The sequence below is a fragment of the Candidatus Spongiisocius sp. genome (assembly GCF_965221825.1).
Taxonomy (GTDB): domain Bacteria; phylum Actinomycetota; class Acidimicrobiia; order Spongiisociales; family Spongiisociaceae; genus Spongiisocius.
In genome coordinates, this window is record NZ_OZ244917.1 from 2,258,614 (window position 1) to 2,285,613 (window position 27,000).

At 68.3% G+C, this 27,000-nt stretch carries 40 protein-coding genes and 1 pseudogene; 34 read left to right on the top strand and 7 right to left on the bottom strand.

Annotated elements, in window-relative coordinates:
* The first annotated feature begins 3 nt into the window (after positions 1-3).
* From rplB to ACOQPD_RS10675, 27 genes and pseudogenes are all read left to right on the top strand, one after another.
* Positions 4-837, top strand: coding sequence for a 50S ribosomal protein L2 (rplB, locus tag ACOQPD_RS10545; RefSeq protein WP_420611913.1), 834 nt, complete (start codon positions 4-6; stop codon positions 835-837).
* Between the two features lie 3 nt (positions 838-840).
* Complete coding sequence (gene rpsS / locus ACOQPD_RS10550; protein WP_420611914.1) at positions 841-1,125, top strand: 30S ribosomal protein S19; 285 nt, start codon at positions 841-843, stop codon at positions 1,123-1,125.
* A gap of 9 nt (positions 1,126-1,134) precedes the next feature.
* A complete protein-coding gene (gene rplV / locus ACOQPD_RS10555; protein WP_420611915.1) occupies positions 1,135-1,500 on the top strand; it encodes a 50S ribosomal protein L22 in 366 nt (121 codons plus the stop codon).
* Positions 1,500-2,420: a 30S ribosomal protein S3 gene (gene rpsC, locus ACOQPD_RS10560; protein WP_420611916.1), complete on the top strand. Its 921-nt coding sequence runs from the start codon at positions 1,500-1,502 to the stop codon at positions 2,418-2,420. Before rplV ends, rpsC begins: the two co-directional genes overlap by 1 nt.
* 3 nt (positions 2,421-2,423) lie before the next feature.
* The gene (rplP, locus tag ACOQPD_RS10565) at positions 2,424-2,840 is read left to right on the top strand and encodes a 50S ribosomal protein L16 (RefSeq protein ID WP_420611917.1); all 417 of its coding nucleotides are present in this window, start codon (positions 2,424-2,426) and stop codon (positions 2,838-2,840) included.
* Positions 2,841-2,875: 35 nt separating this feature from the next.
* Entirely contained in the window at positions 2,876-3,076 is a 201-nt protein-coding gene (rpmC, locus tag ACOQPD_RS10570) for a 50S ribosomal protein L29 (protein ID WP_420611918.1), read from the top strand.
* The gene (gene rpsQ / locus ACOQPD_RS10575) at positions 3,048-3,326 is read left to right on the top strand and encodes a 30S ribosomal protein S17 (protein WP_420611919.1); all 279 of its coding nucleotides are present in this window, start codon (positions 3,048-3,050) and stop codon (positions 3,324-3,326) included. Before rpmC ends, rpsQ begins: the two co-directional genes overlap by 29 nt.
* Positions 3,323-3,691: a 50S ribosomal protein L14 gene (rplN, locus tag ACOQPD_RS10580; RefSeq protein WP_420611920.1), complete on the top strand. Its 369-nt coding sequence runs from the start codon at positions 3,323-3,325 to the stop codon at positions 3,689-3,691. Before rpsQ ends, rplN begins: the two co-directional genes overlap by 4 nt.
* Positions 3,691-3,996: a 50S ribosomal protein L24 gene (gene rplX, locus ACOQPD_RS10585; protein WP_420611921.1), complete on the top strand. Its 306-nt coding sequence runs from the start codon at positions 3,691-3,693 to the stop codon at positions 3,994-3,996. Before rplN ends, rplX begins: the two co-directional genes overlap by 1 nt.
* 6 nt (positions 3,997-4,002) lie before the next feature.
* On the top strand, positions 4,003-4,605 hold the full coding sequence (gene rplE / locus ACOQPD_RS10590) for a 50S ribosomal protein L5 (protein ID WP_420611922.1): 603 nt from the start codon (positions 4,003-4,005) through the stop codon (positions 4,603-4,605).
* A gap of 16 nt (positions 4,606-4,621) precedes the next feature.
* Positions 4,622-4,927 (top strand): 30S ribosomal protein S14, encoded by a 306-nt coding sequence (gene rpsN, locus ACOQPD_RS10595; protein WP_420611923.1) that lies wholly within the window; start codon positions 4,622-4,624, stop codon positions 4,925-4,927.
* A gap of 15 nt (positions 4,928-4,942) precedes the next feature.
* Positions 4,943-5,344, top strand: a complete 402-nt coding sequence (gene rpsH / locus ACOQPD_RS10600; RefSeq protein ID WP_420611924.1) for a 30S ribosomal protein S8 — start codon at positions 4,943-4,945, stop codon at positions 5,342-5,344.
* A gap of 2 nt (positions 5,345-5,346) precedes the next feature.
* Entirely contained in the window at positions 5,347-5,892 is a 546-nt protein-coding gene (gene rplF / locus ACOQPD_RS10605; RefSeq protein WP_420611925.1) for a 50S ribosomal protein L6, read from the top strand.
* Positions 5,889-6,242 (top strand): 50S ribosomal protein L18, encoded by a 354-nt coding sequence (gene rplR, locus ACOQPD_RS10610; protein WP_420611926.1) that lies wholly within the window; start codon positions 5,889-5,891, stop codon positions 6,240-6,242. Before rplF ends, rplR begins: the two co-directional genes overlap by 4 nt.
* Entirely contained in the window at positions 6,226-6,825 is a 600-nt protein-coding gene (gene rpsE, locus ACOQPD_RS10615) for a 30S ribosomal protein S5 (RefSeq protein WP_420614384.1), read from the top strand. The genes rplR and rpsE overlap by 17 nt, the downstream gene beginning before the upstream one ends.
* Positions 6,822-7,007, top strand: coding sequence for a 50S ribosomal protein L30 (rpmD, locus tag ACOQPD_RS10620; protein ID WP_420611927.1), 186 nt, complete (start codon positions 6,822-6,824; stop codon positions 7,005-7,007). Before rpsE ends, rpmD begins: the two co-directional genes overlap by 4 nt.
* A gap of 117 nt (positions 7,008-7,124) precedes the next feature.
* The gene (gene rplO, locus ACOQPD_RS10625; protein ID WP_420611928.1) at positions 7,125-7,604 is read left to right on the top strand and encodes a 50S ribosomal protein L15; all 480 of its coding nucleotides are present in this window, start codon (positions 7,125-7,127) and stop codon (positions 7,602-7,604) included.
* Between the two features lie 94 nt (positions 7,605-7,698).
* Positions 7,699-9,021 carry a preprotein translocase subunit SecY gene (gene secY / locus ACOQPD_RS10630; protein ID WP_420611929.1) on the top strand — a complete coding sequence of 441 codons (1,323 nt, stop codon included), beginning with the start codon at positions 7,699-7,701 and terminating at the stop codon, positions 9,019-9,021.
* The gene (locus ACOQPD_RS10635) at positions 9,018-9,569 is read left to right on the top strand and encodes an adenylate kinase (RefSeq protein WP_420611930.1); all 552 of its coding nucleotides are present in this window, start codon (positions 9,018-9,020) and stop codon (positions 9,567-9,569) included. Before secY ends, ACOQPD_RS10635 begins: the two co-directional genes overlap by 4 nt.
* A 354-nt stretch (positions 9,570-9,923) precedes the next feature.
* The gene (map, locus tag ACOQPD_RS10640; protein ID WP_420611931.1) at positions 9,924-10,697 is read left to right on the top strand and encodes a type I methionyl aminopeptidase; all 774 of its coding nucleotides are present in this window, start codon (positions 9,924-9,926) and stop codon (positions 10,695-10,697) included.
* A gap of 153 nt (positions 10,698-10,850) precedes the next feature.
* A complete protein-coding gene (gene rpmJ, locus ACOQPD_RS10645; RefSeq protein ID WP_420611932.1) occupies positions 10,851-10,964 on the top strand; it encodes a 50S ribosomal protein L36 in 114 nt (37 codons plus the stop codon).
* 15 nt (positions 10,965-10,979) lie between these two features.
* Positions 10,980-11,357 (top strand): 30S ribosomal protein S13, encoded by a 378-nt coding sequence (rpsM, locus tag ACOQPD_RS10650; RefSeq protein ID WP_420611933.1) that lies wholly within the window; start codon positions 10,980-10,982, stop codon positions 11,355-11,357.
* A 41-nt stretch (positions 11,358-11,398) separates the two neighbouring features.
* Complete coding sequence (rpsK, locus tag ACOQPD_RS10655) at positions 11,399-11,791, top strand: 30S ribosomal protein S11 (RefSeq protein WP_420611934.1); 393 nt, start codon at positions 11,399-11,401, stop codon at positions 11,789-11,791.
* A gap of 3 nt (positions 11,792-11,794) precedes the next feature.
* Positions 11,795-12,412 carry a 30S ribosomal protein S4 gene (rpsD, locus tag ACOQPD_RS10660; RefSeq protein ID WP_420611935.1) on the top strand — a complete coding sequence of 206 codons (618 nt, stop codon included), beginning with the start codon at positions 11,795-11,797 and terminating at the stop codon, positions 12,410-12,412.
* Positions 12,413-12,517: 105 nt separating this feature from the next.
* A complete protein-coding gene (locus ACOQPD_RS10665) occupies positions 12,518-13,456 on the top strand; it encodes a DNA-directed RNA polymerase subunit alpha (protein WP_420611936.1) in 939 nt (312 codons plus the stop codon).
* 3 nt (positions 13,457-13,459) lie between these two features.
* Positions 13,460-13,807 (top strand): annotated as a pseudogene (rplQ, locus tag ACOQPD_RS10670) (50S ribosomal protein L17); the annotation flags it as partial.
* Positions 13,808-14,154: 347 nt separating this feature from the next.
* Positions 14,155-15,069 (top strand): DNA-3-methyladenine glycosylase family protein, encoded by a 915-nt coding sequence (locus tag ACOQPD_RS10675; protein WP_420611937.1) that lies wholly within the window; start codon positions 14,155-14,157, stop codon positions 15,067-15,069.
* 35 nt (positions 15,070-15,104) lie between these two features.
* Here the strand turns inward: ACOQPD_RS10675 and ACOQPD_RS10680 are convergent, their stop codons facing one another.
* Both ACOQPD_RS10680 and pgl read right to left on the bottom strand, forming a co-directional pair.
* Positions 15,105-15,989, bottom strand: a complete 885-nt coding sequence (locus ACOQPD_RS10680; protein ID WP_420611938.1) for a DNA-3-methyladenine glycosylase family protein — start codon at positions 15,987-15,989, stop codon at positions 15,105-15,107.
* Positions 15,986-16,705: a 6-phosphogluconolactonase gene (pgl, locus tag ACOQPD_RS10685; RefSeq protein WP_420611939.1), complete on the bottom strand. Its 720-nt coding sequence runs from the start codon at positions 16,703-16,705 to the stop codon at positions 15,986-15,988. The genes ACOQPD_RS10680 and pgl overlap by 4 nt, the downstream gene beginning before the upstream one ends.
* Positions 16,706-16,813: 108 nt before the next feature.
* Between pgl and ACOQPD_RS10690 the strand changes: the two genes are divergently transcribed.
* A complete protein-coding gene (locus ACOQPD_RS10690) occupies positions 16,814-17,497 on the top strand; it encodes an alpha/beta family hydrolase (protein ID WP_420611940.1) in 684 nt (227 codons plus the stop codon).
* On the opposite strand, the gene ACOQPD_RS10695 is transcribed toward ACOQPD_RS10690, so the two are convergent.
* Entirely contained in the window at positions 17,494-17,937 is a 444-nt protein-coding gene (locus ACOQPD_RS10695; protein WP_420611941.1) for a ribose-5-phosphate isomerase, read from the bottom strand. The two genes, ACOQPD_RS10690 and ACOQPD_RS10695, sit on opposite strands and share 4 nt — an antisense overlap.
* A gap of 227 nt (positions 17,938-18,164) precedes the next feature.
* Here ACOQPD_RS10695 and ACOQPD_RS10700 point away from each other — a divergent pair, with 227 nt between their 5' ends.
* From ACOQPD_RS10700 to ACOQPD_RS10715, 4 genes are all read left to right on the top strand, one after another.
* On the top strand, positions 18,165-18,953 hold the full coding sequence (locus ACOQPD_RS10700; protein WP_420611942.1) for a hypothetical protein: 789 nt from the start codon (positions 18,165-18,167) through the stop codon (positions 18,951-18,953).
* A 184-nt stretch (positions 18,954-19,137) separates the two neighbouring features.
* Entirely contained in the window at positions 19,138-19,422 is a 285-nt protein-coding gene (locus tag ACOQPD_RS10705) for a NifU family protein (protein ID WP_420611943.1), read from the top strand.
* 119 nt (positions 19,423-19,541) lie between these two features.
* Positions 19,542-20,315, top strand: a complete 774-nt coding sequence (locus ACOQPD_RS10710) for an enoyl-CoA hydratase/isomerase family protein (RefSeq protein WP_420611944.1) — start codon at positions 19,542-19,544, stop codon at positions 20,313-20,315.
* A complete protein-coding gene (locus ACOQPD_RS10715; protein ID WP_420611945.1) occupies positions 20,312-20,695 on the top strand; it encodes a hypothetical protein in 384 nt (127 codons plus the stop codon). The genes ACOQPD_RS10710 and ACOQPD_RS10715 overlap by 4 nt, the downstream gene beginning before the upstream one ends.
* A 120-nt stretch (positions 20,696-20,815) precedes the next feature.
* Here ACOQPD_RS10715 and ACOQPD_RS10720 read toward each other — a convergent pair whose 3' ends face one another.
* From ACOQPD_RS10720 to ACOQPD_RS10735, 4 genes are read right to left on the bottom strand one after another with little or no spacing between them, the layout of a single operon-like run.
* The gene (locus tag ACOQPD_RS10720; protein ID WP_420611946.1) at positions 20,816-21,301 is read right to left on the bottom strand and encodes an SRPBCC family protein; all 486 of its coding nucleotides are present in this window, start codon (positions 21,299-21,301) and stop codon (positions 20,816-20,818) included.
* Positions 21,298-22,581, bottom strand: a complete 1,284-nt coding sequence (locus ACOQPD_RS10725; protein ID WP_420611947.1) for a peptidoglycan DD-metalloendopeptidase family protein — start codon at positions 22,579-22,581, stop codon at positions 21,298-21,300. The genes ACOQPD_RS10720 and ACOQPD_RS10725 overlap by 4 nt, the downstream gene beginning before the upstream one ends.
* The gene (locus tag ACOQPD_RS10730) at positions 22,578-23,378 is read right to left on the bottom strand and encodes an MBL fold metallo-hydrolase (protein WP_420611948.1); all 801 of its coding nucleotides are present in this window, start codon (positions 23,376-23,378) and stop codon (positions 22,578-22,580) included. The genes ACOQPD_RS10725 and ACOQPD_RS10730 overlap by 4 nt, the downstream gene beginning before the upstream one ends.
* On the bottom strand, positions 23,375-23,749 hold the full coding sequence (locus ACOQPD_RS10735) for an FxsA family protein (RefSeq protein ID WP_420611949.1): 375 nt from the start codon (positions 23,747-23,749) through the stop codon (positions 23,375-23,377). The genes ACOQPD_RS10730 and ACOQPD_RS10735 overlap by 4 nt, the downstream gene beginning before the upstream one ends.
* Before the next feature lie 122 nt (positions 23,750-23,871).
* Here ACOQPD_RS10735 and selA point away from each other — a divergent pair, with 122 nt between their 5' ends.
* Positions 23,872-25,227, top strand: coding sequence for an L-seryl-tRNA(Sec) selenium transferase (gene selA, locus ACOQPD_RS10740; protein WP_420611950.1), 1,356 nt, complete (start codon positions 23,872-23,874; stop codon positions 25,225-25,227).
* A complete protein-coding gene (selB, locus tag ACOQPD_RS10745) occupies positions 25,215-26,999 on the top strand; it encodes a selenocysteine-specific translation elongation factor (protein ID WP_420611951.1) in 1,785 nt (594 codons plus the stop codon). The genes selA and selB overlap by 13 nt, the downstream gene beginning before the upstream one ends.
* Position 27,000 lies beyond the last annotated feature (1 nt).

Below are 27,000 nucleotides of genomic sequence, written 5' to 3' on the forward strand. Positions count from 1 at the left end.
GAGATGGCGGTAAGAAAGAGAAAGCCCACCTCACCGGGACGCCGGTTCCAGACGGTGTCGGACTTCGCGGCGATCACCAAAGCCAAGCCCGAGAAGTCCCTGCTGGCCAAGAAGAAGCGCTCCTCGGGGCGCAACTCCCAGGGCCGGATCACATCGCGGCATCGGGGCGGCGGCCACAAGCGCCGGTACCGTATCGTCGATTTCCGCCGCACCAAGGACGGGGTGCCCGCCCGGGTGGCGGCGGTGGAGTACGACCCCAACCGCAATGCCCGGCTGGCCCTGCTGCACTACGTGGACGGCGAGAAGCGGTACATCCTCCACCCGGTAGGGGTGTCGGTGGGAGACATGCTGGAGTCGGGCCCCGGGGCCGAGATCCGGCCCGGAAACGCCCTTCCGTTGCGGAACATCCCGGCGGGAACGGTGGTCCATGCCATCGAGCTGAAGCCGGGCGGCGGAGCCAGGATGGCCAGGGCGGCCGGGACCGGCGTCCAGCTGATGTCCAAGGAGGGGAACAGGGCGCTGCTGCGGCTCCCCTCGGGCGAGGTTCGCTACGTGCTCCTGGACTGCCGGGCCACCATCGGACAGGTCGGCAACACCGAGGCCGAGCTCACCAAGCTGGGCAAGGCGGGCCGGAACCGCTGGAAGGGCGTGCGCCCCCAGACCCGCGGCGTGGCGATGAACCCGGTGGACCACCCGCTCGGCGGTGGCGAAGGCCGCTCGTCCGGAGGCCGCCATCCGGTGTCCCCGTGGGGCAAGCCGGAGGGCCGGACCCGGAATCGCAACAAGGCGAGCAACCGGGATATTGTGCGCCGCCGCAACAAGAAAGGCCGGAGGTAGCAGATGGCTCGGAGCCGAAAGAAGGGCCCGTTCGTGGACGAGCACCTGCTGAGGAAGGTGGAGGTCGCCAACAGCGGCGGCCCCAAGCGGTTGATCCGCACCTGGAGCCGGCGGAGCACCATCATCCCCGAGATGGTGGGCCTGACCATCGCCGTGCATGACGGCCGCCGCCACGTCCCCATCTACATCACCGAGCAGATGGTGGACCACAAGCTGGGCGAGTTCGCCCCCACCAGGACCTTCAGGGGCCACGCCGGCACCAAGAAGGAAAAGGCGACGAGGCGGTAGCGGTCAGATATGAGAGCAGTAGCCCGCGCCCGCCATATCCGCCAGTCCCCGTACAAGGTGCGGGTGGTGCTGGACCAGGTCCGCGGCATGTCGGTCACCGATGCCGAGGTGACGCTCCGGTTCTCCAATCGGAGAGCGGCGGAGCCCATCCTCAAATGTCTCCGCTCGGCGGTCGCCAACATGAACTCGAAGTTCGAGCTCGGCGAGGACCTCGAGACACTGGCCGGGGAGGTCCGTGTGGTCGAGGCCTATGCAGACGAGGGCGTGACCATCAAGCGCTTCCGGCCCCGGGCCCGGGGACGCGCCACCAGGATCCGCAAGCGCACCTGCCACATCACCATCGTGGTTTCCGACGGCCGTGAGGAGGTCGACTGATGGGCCAGAAGACGCATCCTTACGGATTCCGCCTCGGAATCGTCACCGACTGGAAGTCGCGTTGGTACTCGGACAAGGACTACACCCTCCTGGCTAACGAGGACCACCGGATTCGCGACTACCTGCGCCGGGAACTCAAGAGGGGGGCGGTGTCACGGGTCGACATCGAACGCACCCGCGAGCGCCTCCAGGTGGACGTTCACACCGCCCGCCCCGGCGCTGTGATCGGCCGCAAGGGCTCCGAGGCCGAGCGGATCCGATCCGGCCTGGAGAGGATGACCTCGCGCCGGGTGAAGCTGAACGTCATCGAGGTCAAGGACCCCGAGACGGACGCCCAGTTGCTGGCCCGCGGCGTGGCCGACCAGTTGGAGAACAGGGTGGCCTTCCGGCGCGCCATGCGGCGGACCGTCCAGACCGCCCTCAAGGCAGGCGCCGAAGGGGTGAGGGTCGAGTGCGCAGGCCGCCTGGGCGGCGCCGACATGAGCCGCCGCGAGTGGTACAGGGAAGGTCGGGTGCCTCTGCACACCCTCCGCGCGGATATCGACTACGGCCAGGCCACGGCCAGTACCAGCGTGGGGAGCATCGGAGTCAAGGTGTGGGTCTACAAGGGCGACGTGGTCGCCTCGCTCAAGACCACCCGCGAGAAGATCGCCGCCGAGGCCGCGCTGGCGGCCGGACGGCCGTCGGGCCGGATGACGCCGGCCAAGAGCCGGGCCGAGCAGCGAGCCGGTGGACGAGCCGCGCCACGGGTGATCGAGGCCGGCGGCGGCAAGCGGATCATCGAGGCCGGCGGCGGCCGCAAGGTCAGCAAGGCGGAGGCCAAGTCGGCCTACGAGAAGGCTCGGGCCGAGACAGGTGAGCCGTCCGCGCCGTCCGCTGAACAGGACGATTCCGGCGCCGACCAGGCCGGGGAGCAGTAGATCATGTTGATGCCCAAGCGAACCAAGTACCGCAAGGTCCACAGGGGCCGCATGAAGGGTTACGCCAAGGGCGGCACCGCGGTGTCGTTCGGCGACTTCGGCATCCAGGCGCTGGAGCCGGGCCAGATAACGGCCCGCCAGATCGAGTCCGCCCGTGTCGCCATCACCCGAACGGTCCGGCGGGGAGGGAAGGTCTGGATCAACATCTTCCCCGACAAGCCGATTACGGCCAAGCCCGCCGAGACCCGGATGGGCTCGGGGAAGGGAAACCCCGAGTTCTGGGTGGCCGTGGTCAAGCCCGGACGGGTGATGATGGAACTGTCGGGCGTGGACGAGCCACTGGCACGCGAGGCGATGCGCAGGGCCGGCCACAAGCTGCCGATCAAGACCCGGTTCGTATCCAGGGAACTGTTGGGATAGCCGGGCGTGGAGGGACTGACGATGGAGGTAGCGGAATGAAGGCCTTGGAGTTGAGGGAACTCACCCCGGCCGAGCTGGCTGAGAAGCTGGACGAGACCAAGGAGGAGCTGTTCAACCTCCGGTTCCAGCTGGCGGTCAGCCAGTCGGAGGACACGGCCTCACTGGGCCGCCTGAGGCGCCTGATCGCGCGCATCAAGACCGTGATGCATGAGGACGAGGCGGCCGGTCATGCCTGATCGGCCGAGACGCAAGACACGGGTGGGCGTGGTCGTGTCCGATGCCCGGGCCCGGACCATCACGGTCAAGCTCGAACGGCGGACCCGCCATCCGCGCTACGGGAAGATCGTGCGGAGTGTCACCAAGGTTCACGTCCACGACGAGGACGACGCCGCCCGCAACGGCGATCGGGTGATGATCATGGAGACCCGGCCACTGTCCAAGACCAAGCGCTGGCGGCTGGTCGAAGTGTTGGGACGGGCCAGATGATCCAGCAGGAATCCCGGCTCAAGGTGGCCGACAACAGCGGCGCCCGAGAGGTGTTATGCATCCGCGTGCTGGGAGGGTCGCGCCGCCGGTATGCCCGGATCGGCGACATCATCGTGGCCACCGTCAAGCACGCCGCGCCCGGCGCGGCGCTCAAGAAGGGCGAGGTGGTCAGGGCCGTGGTGGTGCGGACCGCCAAGGAACAGCGCCGCAGGGACGGCACCTACATACGCTTCGACGACAACGCATGCGTGGTCATCAACGACAACCGGCTCCCTCGGGGCACCCGCATATTCGGGCCGGTGGCCCGCGAGCTGCGGGACCGGAAGTTCATGCGGATCGTCTCCCTGGCGCCGGAGGTGATCTGATGGCTATCCGGGAAGGCGACCGGGTCGTGGTGATCGCCGGCAAGGACGTGGGCCGCGAGTCGAGAGTGGCGCGGGTCCTGCCCGACCGGGGCCGGGTGATCGTCGAAGGCATCAACACCGCCAAGCGGCATCAGAAGGCCCGGGGCCGGGAGCTGCAGGCAGGCATCGTCGACAAGGACATGCCGATCGACGTTTCCAACGTCATGCTGGTGTGTGACGACTGCGGGCCGGTCCGGACCGGAGTCGGCAGGAGCGACACGGGCCGCAAGTTCCGTCGCTGCGTCAAATGCGACGGGGAGGTGTAGGCAGTCATGGCAGCCAAGAAGACGACCGCTCGCTCCGCTCCGGCGGGCGATGCGCCCCGCCTGAAGCGGCAGTACGTGGAGACGGTCCGGTCCCGGATCATGGAGGATCTGGGTCTGGTCAACCCGATGTTGATCCCCAACCTGGAGAAGATCGTGGTGAACATGGGCATCGGCGAGGCGGTGGGTGACCGCAAGCAGGCCGGCGCGGCCATGGAGGACCTGGCCACCATCACCGGTCAGAAGCCCCGCCTGAACCGGGCGCGCCGGTCCATTGCCGGGTTCAAGCTCCGCACGGGGATGCCGGTGGGTTGTTCGGCGACGATGCGAGGGGATCGGGCCTGGGAGTTTCTCGACAGGTTGATTACCATCGCCATCCCGCGCATCCGGGACTTCCGAGGCTTGAGCCCGGCGTCGTTCGACGGGCGTGGCAACTACAGCTTCGGGGTGAGTGAGCAGCTCATCTTTCCCGAGATCGACTACGACAAGGTGACGGCGGTCCGCGGTATGGACATAACCATCTGCACGACCTCCTCCGACGATCGGGGCGCCAGAGCACTGCTGGAAGCCTTCGGCTTTCCCTTCCGGCGTCCTGCTGTTGCGACCAACTGAGATTCGAGGAAACGATATGGCCAAAAAGTCGATGATCGCCAAGAACAAGCGGAGGGCCGAGTTGGTCGAGCGCTACCGGGAGCGGCGGGCCGAGCTCGTCAGCGTCATCAAGGACCCGGATGCCACGTATGACGCCAAGCGCGACGCCTACGCGACGCTGGCGAAGATGCCTCGCGACGCCAGCCGGACCCGGTACCGGAACCGTTGCGGGATCACCGGCCGGCCTCGCGGCTACCTGCGCAAGTTCGGCATGTCGCGGATCGCGGTCCGCGAGCTCGCGCATCGTGGCGAGTTGCCCGGCGTTCAGAAGGCCTCCTGGTAGAGGAGTGAGACCGCAATGATGACCGACCCCATCGCCGACATGCTGACCCGGATCCGCAACGCCAACATCGCCTTGCATGCCAAGGTGAGCATGCCCTCCTCGAAACTGAAGGAGCAGGTCGCCAAGGTGCTGGCGTCGGAAGGTTATGTCGAGGGCTACGACGTGAGTCCGGCGGTCCAGGGCAACACCCTGACCATCCGCCTGAAGTTCGCCGGCAAGGGCAACCAGGATCGCATCATCAAAGGGTTGCGCCGCATCTCCCGGCCGGGCCGGCGCGTGTACAAGGGCGCCGACGATCTGCCGCGATCCCAGGGCGGCCTGGGAACGGTTGTCGTGTCCACCTCCCAGGGTCTGCTACCCGATCGGGAGGCCCGCCGGCGACGCCTGGGCGGTGAACTCATGTGCGAGGTCTGGTAGCCATGAGCCGGGTTGGCAAGGTTCCGATTCCGGTACCCGGAGGGGTGGAGATCACCATCTCCGGCCAGGAGGTGACCGTCAAGGGCCCGAAGGGTTCCCTGCAGCGGACCTTTGAGGACCGGGTGGGCGTCGAGGTGATCGACGGCCGGTGCGTGGTCACCAGGGTCAACGACGAGCGCCGCAGCAAGGCCCTGCACGGGTTGACCCGGGCCCTGGTCAACAACATGGTGGTCGGCGTCACCGAGGGATACCGCAAGACCCTCAAGATCGTCGGGGTCGGATACCGGGCCCTGAGCCGGGGCGCGGGCCTGGAACTGCAGGTCGGCTTCAGTCACAACGTGGACGTTCCGGGCGTGGACGGCATCTCCTTCACGGTTCCGGACGCCACGACCATCGTGATCGAGGGCATCGACAAGGAGCTGGTGGGCCAGGTGGCGGCCGAGATCCGCCGAGTCCGCCCGCCCGAGCCGTACAAGGGCAAGGGCATCCGCTACCAGGACGAGCACGTCCTGCGCAAGAGCGGCAAGGCCACGGTGACGGGACGATGAGCAGGACACGATCACAGGCCCGGATCCGGCGGCACCGGCGGGTAAGGAAGCGGTTGGCCGGAACCGAGGCTCGTCCCCGCTTGGCGGTGTTCCGGAGCAACCGGTACATCTACGCGCAGGTCATCGATGACGGCCGCGGCCGGACGCTGGCGGCGGCTTCGTCGCAGGAGCCGGGGTTCCGGTCGAAGACGTTGACCACCGGGACCGCCACCGAGGTGGGGCGTCTGATCGCTTCCCGGGCTACCGGCGCCGGTGTCACCAAGGTGGTTTTCGATCGGGGCGGACATCCGTTTCATGGACGCGTGAAGGCTCTGGCCGACGCGGCGAGGGAGGCTGGACTTGACTTCTAGACCGAGAAGAAGGCGCGACGGGAGCCTGGACTCCGCGCCGCAATTCGACGAGCGGGTCATCGAGATCAACCGGGTCTCCAAGGTGAGCAAGGGAGGGCGCCGGTTCTCGTTCACCGCCCTGGTGGCGTTGGGCGACGGGGCCGGCCGGGTCGGAATCGGCTACGGCAAGGCCAAGGAGGTCCCCACCGCCATCCAGAAGGCGATCGAGTCGGCGCGCAAGTCGATGTTCACCGTTCCGATGGCCGGGACCACGCTGATCCACCGGGTCATCGGCCAGCAGGGCGCCTCGAAGGTGCTCTTGAAGCCGGCGGCGCCGGGCACGGGCGTGATCGCCGGCGGTGCCGTACGCCAGATCCTCGAGGCGGCCGGGATCCGCGACGTGCTGACCAAGTCACTGGGAGCGCCCACCCATCTCAACGTGGCCAAGGCCACCATCGACGGCTTGAAGGCGCAGCGGCGCCCCGAGGAAGTGGCGAAAGCAAGGGGCAAGACCCCTGAGGAGATCACGCCTCCGGGACTGCTGGCGTCATACCGCTCCACCGAGATGATGCGGGCGTCAGGTGGAGGAGGCCGTCGATCATGAGCGGAGCGATGCTCCGGATCACGCTGCGCCGGAGCCTGATCGGCGAGAAGCACAAGGCTCGGGCTACCGTCCGGAGTCTGGGATTGAGGAAGCTGAACGCCTCGGTGGAGCGTCCGGACAGTCCGGAGCTGCGGGGTATGTTGCACCGGGTGCGCCACCTGGTGGATGTCCGGGAGGCATGACCGCAGGCGCGTAGAACGAATTAGGAAAGGGCTCACCCACGGCCAGGATCGGGCGGGAGGCTCGCAGGCCGGGACAGGCCGGGGCGAATCGCAGGCCGGTCCGGAGGGGGAGTCCGGTTGACCGGGAGGGAGCCGTCCGTGGCTACCAAGACGAACCAATTGAAGCTCCACCACCTCAGGCCGGCGGAAGGGTCCAAGCGGAAGAAGATCCGGGTCGGACGCGGCGAGGCGGGAAGGCGCGGCAAGACAGCCGGTAGGGGGACGAAGGGCCTCAAGGCCCGCCGTAGCCTGCGACCCGGCTTCGAGGGCGGCCAGACCCCCTTGCAGTCCAGGCTCCCGAAGTTGCGGGGTTTCAAGCCCCACAACCGGCAGGAGTTCACGGTGGTCAACGTGGATGCCCTCGACGGTTTCCGGGACGGCGCGACCGTCTCTCCGGCCCACCTTCGCGAGCAAGGGCTGGCGCGCAAGCGAGGAAGGATCAAGGTGCTGGGCCGGGGCGAGATCGGGAAGGCGCTGACCGTCGAGGCACATGCCTTCAGCGATTCGGCTCGGACCAAGATAGAAGCTGCCGGTGGATCGTGCGTGATCGTCGGTTGACGACGCCCGCGGCGGCGCGCTCCTCGGCCCCCGGGCCGGGGTCGGCCTGCCGTGATGCCCGCGCCCCGGACGGAACCGGCAGGAGCCTCGACCGATGCTGAACGTCTATCGCTACATGTTCAAGATCCCGGACCTCCGGGGCAAGATCCTGTTCACGCTGGGCGTCTTCGCCCTCTACCGGCTGGGGGCCACCATTCCCGTGCCGGGTATCGAGTTGGACCGGTTGGATGCGATGGCGGGGCAGCAGCCGGGTGGCGCCTTCGGCTTGCTGAACCTCTTCTCTGGCAACGCGCTGGAGAACCTGTCCGTCTTCAGCCTGGGCATCCTCCCCTATATCACGGCCAGCATCATCATGCAGCTCCTCTCGGTGGTCATACCGCGCTTGCAGAAGCTGCAGGACGAGGGCGAGTCGGGCCGGGCAGTCATCACCAAGTGGACCCGGTACCTGACCGTGATCCTGGCCCTTCTCCAGTCGACCGGCATCACCTACCTCTTCAGCCGGGGGAGCAGCTTCACGGGCGGCATCGTGCTGATCGACGACTACACGCCCACCCGGGTGGTGCTGATGGTCGTGACCATGACGGCGGGCACCGCCTTCGTGATGTGGCTGGGCGAGCTGATCACCCAGCGCGGGGTCGGCAACGGGATGTCGCTGCTGATCTTCATCAGCATCGTGGCCGCCCTACCCAGCCAGTTCACCCTGATCTGGCAATACACGATTCCGACCGGCCGGGCGCCCATATTCGTGTTGATAATCGCCCTGTTCATCCTGATGGTGGTGGGCATCCTGTTCGTGGAGCAGGGTCAGCGGCGGATCCCCATTCAGTTCGCCAAGCGGATCCGGGGACGCCGGGTGATGGGTGGCCAGAGCACCTACATCCCGCTGAAGATCAACATGGCCGGGGTGATCCCGGTGATCTTCGCCACCTCGATCCTGTTCTTCCCGGTGCTGATCTCCACCTCCATTCCCAGCACGGAGGGGTTCTTCTCATCGGTGAGGGACTTCATCAACGTCCATCTGGCGCCCTCCGGCTACGCGAGCGGCGCCACCAGCTGGTTCTACATCGGGGTGCTGTTCTTCCTGATCGTGTTCTTCACGTACTTCTACACCGCCATCCAGTTCGACCCGGTCCGCCAGTCCGAGATGATCCAGCGTCAGGGCGGCTTCATCCCCGGACAGCGGCCCGGCCAGCAGACCTCTCGCTACCTGGGGCGGATACTCAACCGGATCACCCTGCCCGGCTCGGTCTTCCTCGGGCTCATCGCCATCCTGCCGGCGGTTGCCTCGGCTATATGGGCGATCCCGGTCGGGTTCTCGGGCGTTTCGATCCTCATCGTGGTCGGCGTGGCCTTGGAGACGATGAAGCAGATCGAGAGCCAGCTCACCATGAGGAACTACGAGGGATTCTTGACGTGAGAATCCTCTTCCTGGGAGCCCCTGGCGTCGGCAAGGGCACCCAGGCCGAGCGAGTCGGTGAGGTCATGAGCATCCCGCACATCTCGACGGGCGAGATGTTTCGCCGCCACGTGGGGTCGAAGACGGCACTGGGTCTCCGGGTCGAGGAGATACTGGCCCGCGGCGATCTGGTTCCGGACTCCCTCACGGTGGAGATGATCCTGGAACGTCTTCGGGACCCCGACACGACCGACGGGCTCATCCTCGACGGGTTCCCCCGCAACGTCGCCCAGGTTCAGGCGCTCGATGAGGCCATCGGGGACCGTGCCCTCGACGCGGTGGTCGTCCTGGAGGCCTCGAACGAGGTGCTCCAGGAACGGATACTGGCCCGTGGCAGGACGGACGACACGCCGGAGTCCGTGAGCAACCGGCTCGATGTGTACGAGCGGGAGACGGCGCCCCTGATCGATGTGTACCGGGAGCGGGGGCTCGTCGTGAAGGTGGACGGGGTCGGCGAGATCCAGGAGATCACCGCCAAGATCCTGACGGCTCTGGCCGGCCTCTCCTAGTGTCGCCGAATCGCCGGATGAGCGCGAAAATCGCCCCGCCGCCGGACAGGCAACCCCACCGGGGCCCTCCCCCGCCACCACCTGTCCTGGTTCGGAGCGTGTTCGCCCATGCCCGGCCGGGGGCCGGGCGATCCGGCGTTCGCTCCACGAAGCCTTGAATGTTCCCTCCGGGCCGGCGGAACCGATCGGTAAGACGCTCTCAGCCGGTGTAGGTGCTTGGCGATATGCAACGTATAGGAAGCCTGTGACACGTTTTCGGCCCCGACTGCCCGTCTCCCGCGGGCCGGTGCCGGCGATGTTCGCCGCGTCACGGATCGCGGCGAGCGTCCGGTACGGCAATCACCGGTGCGGGCGATGATCACTATCAAGAACAAGCGCCAGTTCGCCAAGATGGCCGAGGCGGGAAGGTGCGTGGCCGCTGTCCACGAGGCCGTCGTCGAAGCTGCCGAGGTCGGCGTGACGCTGAAGTCCCTGGATCTGGTGGCGGCCGAGGTGATACGCGACCGGGGCTGCCAGCCCTCCTTCCTCGGCTACCAGGGGTTTCCGGCCCACACGTGCATATCGCCCAACGAGGTGATCGTGCATGGGATCCCGGGCGACTATCGCCTTGCCGAGGGCGACATCCTCTCGGTCGATGCCGGCGCGATCTATGAGGGATACCACGCCGACGCCGCTCTCACCGTCCCGATCGGCGAGGTGGACGAGGAGTCCGCCCGGCTGATCGAGGTCACGCGCCAAGCTCTCTGGGCAGGAATCGACCAGGTCCGGTCCGGCAAGCGGGTGGGCGACATAGGCCATGCGGTGGAGATGGAGGCGGCCCCCTACGGATACGGTGTGGTCTCCCAGTACGTGGGGCACGGCATCGGACGCTCCATGCACGAGGCCCCGCAGGTGCCGAACCACGGGCCTCCCGGCAAGGGATACCGGTTGAGGACCGGCATGGCTGTCTGCGTGGAGCCCATGTTCAACCTGGGGACTCCGGAAACCACTACCAACCAGGACGGGTGGACCGTGGTCACGGCCGACGGCCGGCGGTCCGCTCATTTCGAGCACACGGTGGCCCTGACCGCCGACGGCCCCGTGGTCCTCACCGTCAGTGACTTGCTCACAGCCCGCCCGGTCGGGTAGAATCGCCTGTCGGTCATGCGTTGCCTGCCAGAATGGCGCGGGCGTCTACCTGTCACGTTGCGAGTTGGTGGCTACGCATGCGGTCCGGCTCCTCGTCTGAGCCGGCTCCGGACGATCACATTGAATAGACGGTTAGCTCCGAAGGGGCGAACAGTGAAGGTACGGCCCTCCACAAAGAAGATGTGCGACAACTGTCGCCTGATCAGACGCCGCCGCCGGGTATGGGTGGTGTGTTCCAATCCCCGCCACAAGCAGCGGCAGGGTTGAGGAGGTAATGCTCTCATGGCGCGCATAGCCGGAGTCGACCTTCCACGGCAGAAGCGACTCGAGATCGGCTTGACCTACATTTACGGTATCGGCGTCAACACCGCCCGGGACATGTGCCATCGGCTGCGGATCGATCCCGACACCAAGGTGCACGAGCTCAACGACGACGAGGTGAGCCGGATCCGCACCTACATCCAGTCCAACCTCCGGGTTGAGGGTGACCTCCGCCGGGTGGTGGCCCAGAACATCAAGCGCAAGATGGAGATCGGTTGTTACCAGGGCCTCCGGCACCGGCGAGGCCTTCCGGTACGCGGCCAGCGGACCCACACCAACGGTCGGACCCGTAAGGGCCGACGGATGGCGGTCGCCGGCAAGAAAAAGGTGAAGAAGTGACATGGTCCGGGCTGGTAGCGAAGTGAGTTGCGGAGGTTCCGTTGGCTAGAAGGCAACAGAAGCGGGTAAGGCGGCGCGAGCGAAAGAACATCTCGTTCGGCCAGGCGCACATCAGGGCCAGCTTCAACAACACCATCATCAACATCACAGACGTCAACGGCAACACGATCGTGTGGACGTCCGGTGGGTCGGTGGGATTCAAAGGCTCCCGCAAGTCGACGCCGTATGCGGCCCAGGTGGCTGCCGAGGAGGCCTCCCGCCGGGCCGGGGAGCACGGCATCAGGAAGTTGGAGGTGATCGTCAGCGGTAACGGATCGGGACGGGATACCGCGGTCCGGACGCTCACGAACATGGGCCTCGAAGTGTCCAGCGTCAGGGATGTCACGCCGTTGCCCCACAACGGATGCCGTCCCAAGAAGCGTCGGAGGGGTTGAGCCATGGCGCGTTACCTCGGTCCCCGAACCCGGAAGAGCCGCCGTCTCGGCCAGTTGCTCGACGACAACAAGTCGAAGTACTTCGACCGGCGCCCCTACCCGCCCGGCGAGCACGGTCGGCGCCGGGGCAGGCGGAGCAACGACTCCGACTACCTGCACCAGCTCAGGGAAAAGCAGAAGATGCGACAGATCTACGGTGTGCTCGAGCGGCAATTCCGCCGGTACTACAAGGAGGCGGCCCGTCTGCAGGGGATCACCGGAGACAACCTCCTACAGATCCTCGAATGCCGGCTCGACAACGTGGTGTACCGGTCGGGCCTGGCGAGGACGCGTCCCCAGGCTCGCCAGCTCGTGAACCATGGCCATTTCCAGGTCAACGGCCAAAAGGTCGACATTCCCTCGTACCGGGTGCGGGCCGGAGACAAGGTGGCGGTGAAGCCCAAGTCCCGGGAGATAATCGTGATTCGCCATGCCGCGGACACGGCGGGCGACCGCCGGGTTCCGGAGTGGTTGGAGGTGAGCCTCGACGAGCGGCGTGTCCAGGTGATCGACGTCCCGAGCCGGACCCAGATCGACACGGCGGTGCGGGAGCAGTTGGTTGTCGAGTTGTACTCCAGGTGAGGGCTCGTTCGTAGCCGTGCCCTTCGCCATCTCATTCTCTGCCAGAGACGGATTCTGCGACAAGAAGTGACCCTCGAGACTTAGGGGAAGAAGACCTTGCAAGCGTTGGTTGTTCAACGTCCACAGATCGAGATGATGCCGGTCAGTGAGACTCGTGCCCGGTTCGTGATCGAGCCCTTGGAGCCGGGTTTCGGCTACACGCTCGGCAACACGCTCCGGCGGACGCTGCTTTCCCGGATACCCGGTGCTGCGGTGTCCTCGATCAGGATGGACGGCATCTACCACGAGTTCACCACCGTTCCGGGCGTCAAGGAGGACGTGGTGGACATCATCCTCAACGTGAAGCGGCTGGTGGTGCGGATGACCGACCTCGAGCCCCTCACGCTTCGACTGTCGGCCACGGGTCCGGGCCCGGTTACGGCGGCCGATCTCGAAGCCCCGACCGGGGTGGAGGTCGTCAGCCAAGACCTGCACCTCGCCACCCTGGAGGATGGCGTCAGTCTCGAAGTCGAGATGGTCGTCGAGCAGGGAGTGGGCTATCGCAGCGCGGTTACGGACAGGAGCGACCCCATCGGCACGATCCCGATCGATGCGATCTTCTCGCCGGTACGCAACGTCTCGTACCGGGTCGAGAACACGCAGGTCGGCCAGATGACCAACTTCGACCGGCTTGAGGTCGATATCGAGACCGACGGTTCGATGGAGCCGAGCGAGGCCCTCTCGTCAGCCGGCAAGACTCTGCGCGAGTTGCTCAGCCTGTTCGCCGACGTGGGGGAAGGCATCGGTCTGGAGTTGGGTGACGTGGCGGTGGTTGAGACCGTCTCGCAGGATCTCGACCTGCCGATCGAGGCTCTGGATCTCTCGGAACGTCCCCGCAACTGCCTGAGGCGTGCGCAGATCAGCACCGTCGGCGAGCTCACCAAGCAGACCCGCGAGGATCTTCTCGACATGACCAACTTCGGGCAGAAGAGCCTCGAGGAAGTGATCGCCAAGCTCGATGAGCTGGGGCTCGGCATCTCCCCCTCGCGGGACAGGAACGGCTGACCGATGCCCAGACCCAGAAAGGGCAAGCGCCTCGGCGGTGACCCCGCCCACCAGAAGGCCATACTGGCGAACCTCGCCCAGTCCCTGATCTGGGACGAGCAGATCACCACCACCCTGACCAAGGCCAAAGTGCTCCGGCCCTACGTCGAGAAGATCATCACCAAGGCCCGCCGCGGCGATCTCCACTCGCGCCGGCTGGTGCTCAGGGACCTGTCGGATCTCGAGGTGGTGACCAAGCTGTTCGACGAGGTGGCGCCGAGGTACGTGGGACGGCCCGGCGGCTACACCCGGATAGTCAAGATCGGCCCCCGTCGCGGCGACAACGCAGAGATGGCGGTCATCGAACTGGTCTAGCACCAGAGTCGCCGAAAGAACGCCGAAAATCGCGCCGCCCCGGCGCGTGGCACCGGGCCCTCCCCCGCCACCACCTGTCCTGGTTCGGAGCGTGGTCGCCCATGCCCGGCCGGGGCCGGGTAAGCGTTCGCTCCACGAAGCCTGTGAATGTTCCCTCCGGGCCGACGGAGCCGATCGGTCAGACGCTCTCAGCCGGTGTAGGTGCTTGGCGATATACAACGTATAGGAAGCCTGTGACACACTTCGGTCCTCTTGCCCGATCTCGTTGAGTTGATCCGTCCTATCGCGTGGAGAACAATTCGCGTGAGATCGGTAGATCGGGGCTAAGTGTTAGCTTGACCGGCATGCCTACCGCGCTTGCCGGGAGAGCCCACACCCGGACGCTGGCCCTGAGCCGCCCGCTGGATCTGCGCGGGACCCTGGTGGTGAAGGGGCTTAAGGGCCCGTCGCTGCGGGCCGGGTCGGATGGCTTGTGGAGGGCCACCCGCACCGGGTCCGGGCCTGCCACGGTCCGGCTGCGGCTCGAGGGCCGGAACCTGGTCGCCGATGCGTGGGGCGAGGGGGCCGAACTCGCCCTGGAGCACGTACCGGAGTGGGTCGGCGAACATGACGATCCGGCGGCACTGGTCCCCGTCCATCCCGCCGTGGAACGAGCGGCGAGGCAGGGGCGAGGACTCCGGCTGCCGGCCGTGGGCGGGCTGGTCGAGGTCCTGATACCGACCATCCTGGCCCAGAAGGTGACGGGTATCGAGGCCGGCCGCAGCTACCGGCGGATGGCGGCACGCTACGGCGATCCGGCGCCGGGGCCCACCACGCTGCGCCTACCTCCGGATCCGGTTCGCCTGGCCGGGCTCGAGTATTACGACTTCCATCCCCTTGGCGTGGAGCGCCGCCGGGCCGAGATCGTCCTCCGGGTGTGCCGGGACGCGGACCGGATCGGAGCCGTGAGCAATGGCGGCCTGGCCGGCGTGTACGAGTACCTCCATCGGATCCCCGGCATCGGTCCGTGGACCAGCGCCTCGGCGCTGAGGGTGGTGCGGGGCGATCCCGACGCGGTCCCCGTGGGCGACTTCCATCTGCCCAACACGGTTGCGTGGGCGCTGGCGGGGGAACCGCGCGGGACGGATCGGAGGATGCTCGAACTCCTGGCCCCCTACGAGGGACAGCGGGGACGGGTGGCGCGGTTGCTGGAACGCTACGCCGGTCGTGCCCCCGCCTACGGACCCCGGCTACCGCCCAGGGACATCCGCAGGCACTAGCTCCGATCGTTCAGGTTCCCGCCCTCGAACCGGGCCTAGCGGGAGTGTTCCTCGGCCCAGCGTTCGAGCAGCAGATGGATCGCCCAGTTGCCCCCGTCGCCCCAGGACTCGACCGCCGCCCGCACGTCCGCTTCGGGCAGCACCTCGCCCTCCTCGGCGCCTATCACGTAACGGGAGACCACCTTGCGAACGCCCAGGTCGCCGGCGGGCACCACATCGGGACGGGCCAGGCAGCGGGCCAGGAACCACTCGGCCGTCCACCTGCCCACGCCGCGCAGGGCCACCAGCCGCCGGATCACCGTCTCGTTGCCGTCGTCCTCCAGCCCCGTCAGGTGGTCCGCCGCCATCGCCCCCGCAACCCCCACGATGTATCCGGACTTCCGGGTGGTGAACTGCATGGCCCGTATGTCGGCCGGGTCGGCCGCGGCCAGTTGCTCGGCGCCGGGGAAGCGCCACCATCGAACCCCGTACAGCTCCACCTCGGTGCCGTAGCGCCGGATCAGGCGGCTCATGGTGGTGTTGGCCCATCGCATGTTGACCTGCTGGGCGCAGATCGAGGAGACCAGGACCTCCAGGCCCGCCGGGTTGAGGGGGATGCGGTAGCCGGGCATGCGCCGGAGCTGGTCGGCTACGGCGGGAACCCGGCCCGCCACCTCCTCGAGGGGTGCTCGCGGCAGGGTCTCGCCCAGCCGGAACCGGGACTCCTCGACTGCTGCATCCAGGTTCCCGCCGTCGCCGGCGTCCACCTCGATCCTGCCGTCCTCCAGCTGGCGAATGCGGTACGGAAGGCCGTCGCCGGTGGTCCGGTACAGGTAACCGTTCGAGACGGCGCTCCGCAGATCCGCTCCGTACCGGACGAAGCGGGCGATCGAGGCGGCCAGGTCGATCGGGGCCCGGGGCGTCCAGCGGGCGATGGTCACGGCAGATCGAGCCCGGCTGCGGCGGCCCGATCGACCAGCCAGGTGACCGGCGCCGCGCCCTCCATGAGACGGTGGGCCGGAAGCGGGCTATCCCCGGTGGGCCGGAGCACCTCCGCCAGGGCCGGGGCCTTGGACTCGCCCGACACCAGCACGCAGACGGCGGCGGCGCGATGCGCCAGGGGATAGGTGGCGGTGAGGCGCCATGGTTGTCCGGCGGCCACCTCCGTGGCGGCATACCACCGGTCGGTGATATCCAGCGCCTCGTCGCCGGGGAAGAGGGAGAGGGTATGGCCGTCCCCGCCCATACCGGCCAGGATCAGGTCGGGGCTGGGCCCGCCGGCGTCTCCTGCCATCGACGCTAGGAGATCGGCCTCGTAGAGCGCGGCGGCTTCGGGTGCGGGCCGGTTTTCGGCCCACGGCACTTGCAGGAACCGGGCCTCCGTGCGGTCCAGCAGCAACCGCCCGATCATGGCGCCGTTGCTGTCCTCGTGGTCGGGCGGCACGTAGCGCTCGTCGCCCACCCACGCGCAGACACCCGACCACGGGATATCCATCGTGGCCAGCAGGCGATAGGTGGCCACCGGGGTCGACCCGCCCGCCATGGCCACCGACACCAGGCGCCCGTCCGCCGCCCTGGCCTTGGTAACTTCCCGCCTGATGAACGAGGCGATCATGGCGGCGGCCCCGGCGGCAAGCGCGGGCCCGTCCTCGAACACGCGGACATCCGCGGGTCCGATCCTCACGCGTTGTTGTGTTGTATGTTGTTGTGTTCTGTCCATGACCGGAACCCTAATGGGGGGTTGTGACTCGCAGGGGATCCCGGGTTGACACGGCGGGTCGCCATCGAAGCGGGCGGAGGTTTTGTGACCGGGCGCTGGCGGGTTCCCGAGGGAACGGCGCGCACCGGGGTGTTGCTCGCCCACGGGGCCGGGGCCGGGCAGGACCATCCGGGGATCACGACCATCGCGGAGGCCCTGGTCGGCCAGGGCCATCCGGTGCTGACGTTCAACTATTCCTACATGGAAGCCGGACGCAGGTTCCCGGACCGTCGGGATACGTTGCTGCTATGCCACCGGGCGGCGGCGGCCTGGCTGGGGCAGCGATGCGAGCGATTCGTGATGGCGGGCCGCTCGATGGGCGGGCGCATGGCCTCCTACCTGGCTGTCGAGGGGCAGCCGTGCGCCGGCCTCGTGCTCTACGCCTACCCGTTGCATCCGGCGGGCAAGCCCGACCGGCTGCGAGCCGACCACCTGCCCCGGGTTCCGGTGCCCATGCTGTTCTTCACCGGCCAGAAGGACAGGCTGGCGCTTCCGCATCTGGTGGAGACGCATCTGAGGGGGCTGGAGCGGTCGGTGGTGGAGATCATCCCTGACGCCGACCACAGCTTCCGGGTGCCGAAGCGGAGCGGCACCACCCAACAAGAGGTACTGCGGGGAATGGCGGAACGCACGGCCCGGTGGATCGAGGGCCTAGGGCAAGGGAAGGCAGAGCTCGAGGGAGCCGGCTAGCGGCCTTCCTCCAACCGGGCGATCTTGGCCAGACGGCGACGATGGCGCTCCTCTCCCGAGAAGGTGGCGCCCAGGAAGGCCCCGGCCAGCTCCACCGCCACGTCCGATCCGACCACCCGGCCGCCCAGGCACAACACGTTGGCGTCGTCGTGCTCGACGGCTTGGTGGGCCGAGTAATGATCGTGGGCGAGCGCAGCCCGGATACCGGTGACCTTGTTGGCGGCGATGGCGGCGCCGACCCCCGACCCGCACACGACTATGCCCCGGTCGGCCTCCCCGCGCTTCACCGCCTCCGCCACCGCGATCGCCAGGTCCGGGTAGTCGACGGCTTCGGTGGAGTGGGTGCCCAGATCGATCACGACGTGGTCGCTTCGCAGGATCGAAGCGAGGTGCTCCTTAAGCGGGTAGCCGGCATGGTCAGCGCCGATAACGACTCTCAACTCACTCCTATGAACGCCAGGCCCGGAGGATACCGGCTCACCGTCTTTCCAGAGGCTACGGCAAGGAACGGCGAACTTGGGGCGCAGGGCGTCATCTACGGTGCCACGATCCTCAGGTTCTGGGCGCCGCCAGCGGTGCGGTGTTCCTCAGGTTCGGGATCTAGTGGGTGTGGTGCGGTGGTGACCCACCGGGAACCGGCGTGGTGACTCACTCCTAGAATCAGCGCATGGCAGATTTCCAGCTCCGGCCTCTGGGCGCGGGCGGCGTGTTCAGAGAGTCCTTTGCCGCCTATCGCCACCGCTTCGGCACGCTGATCGCGACCGCCGCGGTGCTCGACCTGCCCTACGCGGCGCTCTACTACGTGCTGGCAAAGGAGCCTCCTGCCCTTTCCACGATCCCGACCAACGAGGAGATATCGGAGTTCCTCGGAGCGATGGGACCGTGGCTGGTGATACGCCTGCTGATCACGAGCGTCCTGTTCGCGGCGGTCATCCGGACGGTGGGCGAGACCTATGCGGGCGTCGAGTCGTCATGGCGGGAGACCACCGCCGCAGCCATCAGCCGGATGGTGTCGCTGGCCGTGGTGACCGTCCTGTTCTGGTCGGGGGTCACGCTCGGGTCGGCCCTCTTCGTCTTTCCGGGGTTGTTCCTCGTCGTGGCCTGGAGCGCCACGCTGAGCGTGGTCATCATTGAAGGGGCAGGCCCCCTGACCGCCTTCGCCCGCTCCTGGATGATCACCTCCGGCCGCCGGATGGCCATCTTCGGTGTCCTGGCCACCGCCTCGGCGCTGGTGGTCATCGCCAACCTGGTGCTGGTGGTGGCTCTCGGAGGGCTGCTCGGCTTCCTGCTGGGCGCCCCCGGCCCGTTGCTGGCGTCGGAGATCGTCTGGGTGCTCACCCAGCCCTTCATCGCCGTGGTGCTGGCGGTGCTCTATCTCGATCTGCGGGTTCGCAAGGAGGAGTTGGACACCGACTGGCTCTCGCTGCAGATCTCGGCAACCTCCTTCGACAGCTGAGGCGCCGGGATACGGGGGAGGCCGACCGGCCCTGACCTGGCGATACGTTGCGAGCCGCCGGGCCGAACCGACGTTTCCCGGTACCCTCCCGGCGGGGTATCCTGGGGGGCGGGCCGGTTCCACTCCCGTTCCCGCGCCCGCTCGTTCGCCAGCCCGCAACCCTCCGTAAGGATGCATCCGACCCATGAGCGCCACCGAGACCGCGGTAACCCTCCGCCCCTCCGTTCGCGAGGAACGGGTCGAGGTCGACCGTGACCTGCTCGACTCCACCCTCGAGTACATCCGTCCGGCCCTCCAGTACGACGGGGGCGACCTGATCCTGGAAGGGGTGGATGAGGACGGGACCGTCAACCTGAACCTGGTCGGGGCTTGTAGTGGCTGTCCGATGTCGATGATGACGCTTACCGCGGGCATCGAACGGATCCTCACGGACCGGGTCCCCGGCGTCACGGGTGTCAACGCCGTCTAGGAGACCTGCCGACCGGTCCCGCATCGAGGCTTCGAGTGCAGGCATCACCGGAGCGACGGAACCGCTTGGAGCATGATCCCAGCCATCTAACCTGTCGGAACCCACAGCGAGGAGCGGTCTTGGAATACGCGTCGTACACCACCCATGATGCGGTAGGGGTCATCGAGCTGACCCGCCCTCCGGTCAATGCCATCTCCGCCGAGGTCGTACGCGACCTGGCTGAGGCGCTCGATCGGGCGTCCGATCCGGGCGTACGGGCTGTGGTGATCACCGGCCGCCCTCATTTTGCGGCAGGTGCCGACATCAACAAGTTCAAAGAGGCGCATGAGAAAGCCGCCGGCGCCCGTTCCCTGGAGGCGGACCGGCTGGGAGCTGTGATCCGCCGCATGGAGTTGATGACCAAGCCGATCATCGCGGCCGTGTTCGGGTACGCGCTCGGCGGGGGCCTGGAGCTGGCGATGGGCGCCGACTTCCGCTACCTGGCCGAGGACGCCACGGTCGGCCAGCCCGAGATCCGGCTGGGGATCATTCCCGGCGCGGGGGCAACCCAGCGCCTCACCCGTCTGGTGGGGTTCAACCGGGGCCGGGAGATCATCTACACGGGCCGTCATGTCGGGGCCGAGGAGGCCCTCGCCATCGGGCTGGCCGACAGGGTGTTCCCGTCCGACTCCCTGCTGGATTCGGCGCTGGATCAGGCGGCCACCCTCGCCGACGGGCCGTCGGTGGCGCTGGGAATGGCGAAGCGCGCCATCAACGAAGGGTGGGGACTCCCGATGGACCAGGCGCTCGCGGTGGAGGCGGAGGCCTTCGATACGGTCTTCGCCAGCGATGACGCCCGGGAAGGGGTGGTGGCCTTCCTGGAGAAGCGAGCGGCACGGTTCAAGGGCGCGTGAACCGGGCACTTCGGGCCGCCGGAGGGCCGGCGGTGGCGCTCGCGGTGTTGGCGGGCCTGCTGGTACCGGCCTGCGGCGGGGAGGAGAACCCCGACGGCTACGACGGAGCGATCGACTGCGGCCCCCCGGCGTGGTCGTGGGAGACCGAGTACGACCGGACCCACGAAGCGGCGCCGACCCCCTACGCCGCCATGGTGGAGTTCGCGTCCGCCTATGACGACCGGAGCCCTTACGTACACGTGGAGAGTGCCCGGACGGCCACCGTGGTGATCGACGGCGCCGAGGTGGTGTTCGTGCGCGTGCTGGAGCTGGCCACGGAGACCTTCGCCGCGGTGGAGGCCCACGGGTGCGCCGGCTTCGAGCATCCGGTCGCCGGCTAGTGAGTAGTGGTTAGTGGATGTTGTAACCCAGGGACGAGACGGATAACCCACCAGCCTTAAGGGCCGCAGGGAACTTGATTACCTCTAGGTCGCAAACCGGCCACTGGCAACCGGCCACTATCAGGTTTCCACCCTCCGCTTGAGGGTGGCCAGGTTCTTGGTCCAGACACGTCTCAACACCACCCGGCCCACCAGGGCTGCCCCCGGGCCTCCGTAGAGCCACGGGAACCGGATCCGCTCGCTCCACACCAGACGAGTCCGCCCGGGTCTCGGCGAGGACAGATCGAAGCGGCCCTCGCCCCGGAAGAGGCCGACGTGCCGGCCGGCTACCGAGACCATGGGCTCGATCTCGGTGATCTCGAAACGGTCGACGGTGCGGAGCGGACCGATCCGGGTGTCGATCAGCAACACCGTGCCGGGTCCCTCCCGCTGGTCGTTCCCGAAGCGGATGGCGTGGGCGTCCTCCATCCACTCGGTGTGCGCTGCGAAGTCGACCACCTCCGCCCAGACCCGGTCCACGGGCGCATCGATCTCCACCGGGACGCCGGTGCGGATCTCCGACAGCCCGGCTATCCAGGTGCGCAGGCGGCCGGTTGCCTCCGTCATCCGCACAGCTCCCGGGCCAGCGGGGTCGGGTTGACGGGGCCTCCGCGGTCGGGATGGAACTCCCAATGCAGGTGGGGGATATGGGCGGGGGCGTTGCCGGTGGTCCCGACGGTTCCGATCTGCTCCCCGCGGGAGACCATCTGACCGACCGCCAGGCCGGCGGCCCAGGCGTCGAGGTGGGCGTAGTAGTAGCGGTCGCCCCCGATGCCGTCCAGCCAGACGGCGATGCCGCCCCGGCTGGTATTGGACATCCGATGGATCGTCCCGTCCTCCACCGCCACGACGGGGGTGCCGCGGTCGGCCAGCATGTCCACGCCTTCGTGCCTCCGGCCGCCCGAACGGGGCGCACCCCAGGTATCGCTGAAGCTGTGGAACCCGTCCACCGGGCAGGCCATCGCACCGCCGGGGTCGGCGGGTGTTACCGGACCGTCGGGAGGGTCGGCGGTGGGATTGGGGAGGGTGGTGTCGGTGACGGCGATCTGCTCGGTAGTGGTCGTGGTGGCGGCCTCGGTGGTCGTGGTGGTGGCGGGAGCGGTGGTCGTGGTGGCGGTGGTCGTGGTGGTGCTGGTGGCGAGGAAGGCCGCCTCCGCCTCGGCCTGGGCGCGGGCTTCGGCCTCGGCCTGGGCGCGGGCTTCCGCCTCGGCTTCGGCCCGGGCGCGGGCTTCGGCCTCTGCCAGGGCGATCTCCTCCGCCCTGCGCTCCTCGAGACGGAGATAGGCCTCCTGGCCGGCGGCCAGGCGCTCGTTCAGGCCGATCGACAACTCCTCCAGGCGGGCCAGCACCTCTTGCTGCTCCCGGCGGCTGAGGCGCAAGGTCTCGGCAGCCTCCTCCAGCTGGCGGGTAAGGATCTCCAGCCCGTTGAAGAGCACCTGGTCCTGCTCCCGGGCATCGTCCAGGTACTCGGTCCTGATGTCGATGTCGGAGAGGGAGGCGGCGATCATCAGGGCTGCGAGGTCGTTCCCGGCCGCGCCGCTCATGTAGAGGTCGACGGCTCGCTCCCGGATCTGGTCCTGGAGCCGTCTCTTCTCAATCCCGTAGGCGGTGATCGATGACTCCAGGCTGCTGATACGGAACTCCAATTCGGCTTCCGCCGCCCAGGCCGCCTGGTATTCGTCGGTCAGCTGCTGGACCTCCGCCTGTATGCGAGCCAGCTCCGCCTCGACCCGGTTCAGCTCCTCCTCGGTGGTCTGCGCCGGCGCCGATATGGCCGCAGCGGACACGAGCAGCATCAGCGCCACGAACGCAAGGGGCAGCCTCCGCCGGAACCGCGGCCCGGTCACGCGACACCCGCGTCCCGGACGGCCACCCCGGCGAGTTCGTCATCGGTCCCCTCGCCGCATTCCAGGGAGATCGTTCCCTGGCCGGCCAGGTGTCGCAAATGGGCGATGGCCGAGCCCGCGGCGGCGGAACGCAGCCGGGGATCGATCTCGCCGTACACCGTCCGGACCACTGCTCCGACCGTGCGGGCGCCGTTGCCGACCGCTCGAAGGATCTGGGCTTCCCGCTCCCGGCGGTGGGCGATGTAGGCGGCGACGGCCTCGGCGGCGTTGTCGATCCGGTTGCCGTGGCCGGGGAGCAGGCGCTCGGGCCGCAGTGCCCGGATCCGGTCCAGCGACCGGTAGTAGTCGCCCATGTCCTGGACCAGCACTGTCGATCCGCCGATGATGTGATCGCCTGTGAACACGGTGGCGTCCATCCGGAAACACAGGTGGTCGGCCGTGTGGCCGGGAGTGTGGACGGCGGTCAGGACGGCCTCGCCGAAGCGGAGCCGGTCGCCGTCCCGGAGGCGACGGGTCGGGTTGAATGCCGGTCCGGGTCCGTAGCCATAGGTGCTGGCGCCGGTCTCGGCGGCGAGCGGATCGGCCAGGAGGGCATGGTCGGGATGGGTGTGGGTCACCAGCACTCCTCGGAGGCGCAGACCTCCGATGGCGTCGAGGATGACCCGGCGGTGCGACTCCTCCGGCGGCCCGGGGTCGATGACCACGCAATCGCGGCCCGATACGATCAGATAGGTGTTGGTCCCCGGTCCGGTCATCGGCCCGGGGTTGGGGGCGAGCAGCCGATGGATTCCGGTCACTCGATAATGACCACGCGCGGCTGTAGTAAGCGAACCCCCAGGCGGCGGAGCCCCTCCCGGACGAAGGGAACCATCAGGGCGAAACCCACCGCGTCGGTCAGGAAACCGGGCGTCAGCAGCAGCGCCCCACCCACCAGCACGAGGGCCCCATGGACCAGCTGCCTACCCGGCAGGGCGCCCGATGCCAGGTCGGTCTGGAGGCGGCGCCAGACCGCGAAGCCCTGCTGCCGCACGAGGAAGGCGCCGGCTATCGCCGTGATGATGATCCCCAGCACCAGCCAGCCCAGCCCGATCCGCCGCTCCACGTAGACGAACAGCACCAGCTCGAGGACCGGTACCACGATGAAGGCCGTACCCAGAATGACTCCCATGGGGCCAGCTTATCCCCCGGACCCCATTATTCGATGCCCAACCCTGCGGTCGCGGCCCCTGAGGCTCCGGGGCACGCGGCATGACCCATCGCCTTGGGCGCGGCCACCGGTATCATTGCCCGATGCCCGACCTGCGCCGCCTTCCCTCGGTTGGTGCGCTGGCGCAATATGTGGTCGACCGAGTCGGTGACGGCCTGCCCGTGGCGCTGGCGACCGAGATCGCCCGGCGCAGTATCGATGAAGCCCGCGCCGGCGCCCTGGAAGGCCGCTCCGTCGACCCGGCGGTGACAGCCCTGGGCGATGCCGCCCGCCTGTCCAACACCCGGCTACGACGGGTGATCAACGCGACCGGTGTGATCCTCCACACCAATCTGGGTCGAGCGCCGCTCCACCCGTCGGCCGCCGTTGAGGCCGGCCGGGCAGCCACCGGCTACGGCAACCTGGAGTTCGACCTGGCCGAGGGGCGCCGGGGTTCCCGCGGCGCCTACCTGTCCCGGCTGATGGCTCATCTGACCGGCGCCGAGGCTGCGCTGGTGGTGAACAACAACGCCGCCGCCCTGTTCCTGGTCCTCCACACGCTGGCGGCGGGCCGGCCGGTACCGGTCTCCCGGGGCGAGTTGATCGAGATCGGGGGCTCCTACCGGCTGCCTCGGCTGATGGCGGCTTCGGGAGCCCACCTGGTGGAGGTCGGCACCACCAACCGGACCCGTATCTCCGACTACGAGGAGGCTGCCGGTGACGGCGCCGCGATGCTCCTCAAGGTCCATCCGTCCAACTACCGCGTGGTGGGGTTCGCGGAACAGGCCACCATCGGGCAGATGGCCGGCCTGGGTAGGCGCCTCGGCCTGCCGGTGGTCTACGACGTGGGGAGCGGCCTCCTGGATTCCGAGGTTCCATGGCTGGAGGGACCCCCGCCCGCCTGGATCGGCGATGAGCCGGGAGTGCGGCAGGTCCTGGCCGACGGCGCCGACCTGGTGACCTTCTCGGGCGACAAGCTCCTCGGAGGATGCCAGGCCGGGATCATCGCGGGCCGGGCCGATCTGGTGGCCCGGCTCAAGGCCAACCCGGTGGCCAGGGCGGTACGGGTGGACGGCTCCACGATCGCCGCTCTGACCCGCACCGCAGAGCTCTACGCCGGGGGGAGGGGAAGCGAGGTCCCGTTCTGGGAGATGGTCGGGCGTTCCGTCGCCACCCTGACCGAGCGGCTCGAGCTGCTCGCCTCCTGCGCGGGGATAGTCCCCGATGTGCGGATGTCGGAGGCCGTGGCGGGCGCCGGGTCGGTCCCCGGCATGACCGTTCCCTCGCCGGTGCTGGTGCTGGAAGGCCGCGGCGAGGATCTATGGCCGGCCCTGGTCGGATCCGATCCGCCCGTGGTGACCCGCCGGGCGGCCGGCGACCTGCTCATAGACCTGAGGGCTGTCGACGCGGCAGACGACGCCGTACTGGCCGCCTCCCTACGGGCTCTATGCCGGTCGTAGGTACCGGCGGCCACGTCGATCACGGCAAATCCACTCTCGTCCAAGCCCTGACCGGACGCGACCCGGATCGCTGGCGGGAGGAGAAGGAGCGGGGCCTCACCATCGACCTCGGGTTCGCCTGGGCGAGGATCGGGGACCAGGAGGTCTCATTCGTGGACGTCCCGGGCCACGAGCGGTTCATGAAGAACATGCTCGCGGGCAGCGGGGGCTTCGATGTGGCGCTGCTGGTGGTGGCGGCCGATGAGGGGTGGATGCCCCAATCGGAGGAGCACTTGGCGGTGCTCGACCTGCTCGAAATCCGCCACGGACTGGTCGCGCTGACCAAGACCGACCGGGCGGACGCCGATCTGATCGAGCTGGCCACGCTGGAGGTCGAGGAGCGGCTGTCGGGCACTTCCCTGGAGGGTTGTCCCATCGTCGGCGTGTCGGCGGTGAGCGGGGATGGCTTGGAAGATCTCCGGGCGGCGCTGGCGGGGGTGATCGCAGCGATGCCCGCCAACCGCAGCAATCGCACCCGGCTCTGGATCGATCGGGTGTTCCCGATGGCCGGCGCCGGCACTGTGGTCACCGGTACTCTCGTCGGCGGGTCCATCGCGGTGGGCGACGACGTGGAGGTCCTCCCCGGCGCCGTCACGGGACGGGTGCGCTCCTTGCAGGCTCACGAAGCGGAGCGAGACCGTATCGAAGCCGGAACCCGGACCGCGGCCGGGGTCGCCGGACTCGACCGGAGGAAGGTGGCCCGGGGGTGGATGCTCGGAAGGCCCGGCGAGTGGGTGCCGAGCGATCGGTTTCTGGTCACGTTCCGCTCCGCTCGATACGTGGACCGCCCCCTGTCGAGGCGGGGGGCCTACCAGATGCACCTGGGCAGCGGAGCCTGGCCGGTGCGCCTCTTCTCCGTCGGTGAGGTCGACGACCGGACCGTGGGCGTGCTCCGTGCCGGACAGCCGGTGCCGGTCCGGATGGGGGATCGTTTCGTGCTGCGTGATGTCGGCAGGCGCCTGATCGTGGCCGGAGGGCAGATCGTCGAGCCGGTGGCGCCGCGCAAGGGACGGGACGCCCGTCGAGCAGTAGCCGCGCTCCGACCCGTTCTCCGGGAGGACCCCGACCGGCGGGCCGGCGCGTTGCTCGGATGGCGCGGCGTGGAGACCCCCGAGGTGCTGGCCGCCCACTCGGGAGGAGGCAGGCCCGACCGGGGGGTGGTGGCGGGCCGGTCCCTGCTGAGCGAGGACCATGCCGGCCGGCTGGTCCGGCGAGCCCGGACGATCGTGGCCCGGTTCCACGAGGACAACCCCCTGCGTCCGGGGATGCCCAATGCCAGCCTGGCCAGCGCGCTACGGGTTGGCATCGACACTCTCGCCGCCGTGCTGCCATTCGACGACCGTCTCGGGCAGCGGGAGTCCGTGGTGGCGCTGGCGGGGTTCCTTCCCGAGTTGGATCGGTCCGAAGAGGAGGAGTGGGAGCGTATCCGGACCGACCTCGAATCGGCGGGCCCGATGGTGCCGAGGCTGAAGGAGATGGAGATCGACCCCGAGCTCCTGCATGCACTGCTCAGGGAGGGGCGCCTGGTCAGGGTCTCCGAGGAGCTGGCCTACCTGCCTGGCCAGGTGGATGCGCTGGTCGCCCGGCTGGCCGACCTTCCGGAGCGCTTCACGGTGGCGGAGTTCCGGGACTCCACCGGACTGACCCGCAAGTATGCCGTTCCGTTCCTGGAGTGGGCAGACCGGCGCGGCATCACCACCCGCTACGGGAACGAGCGCTCTGTCAACCCCTAGC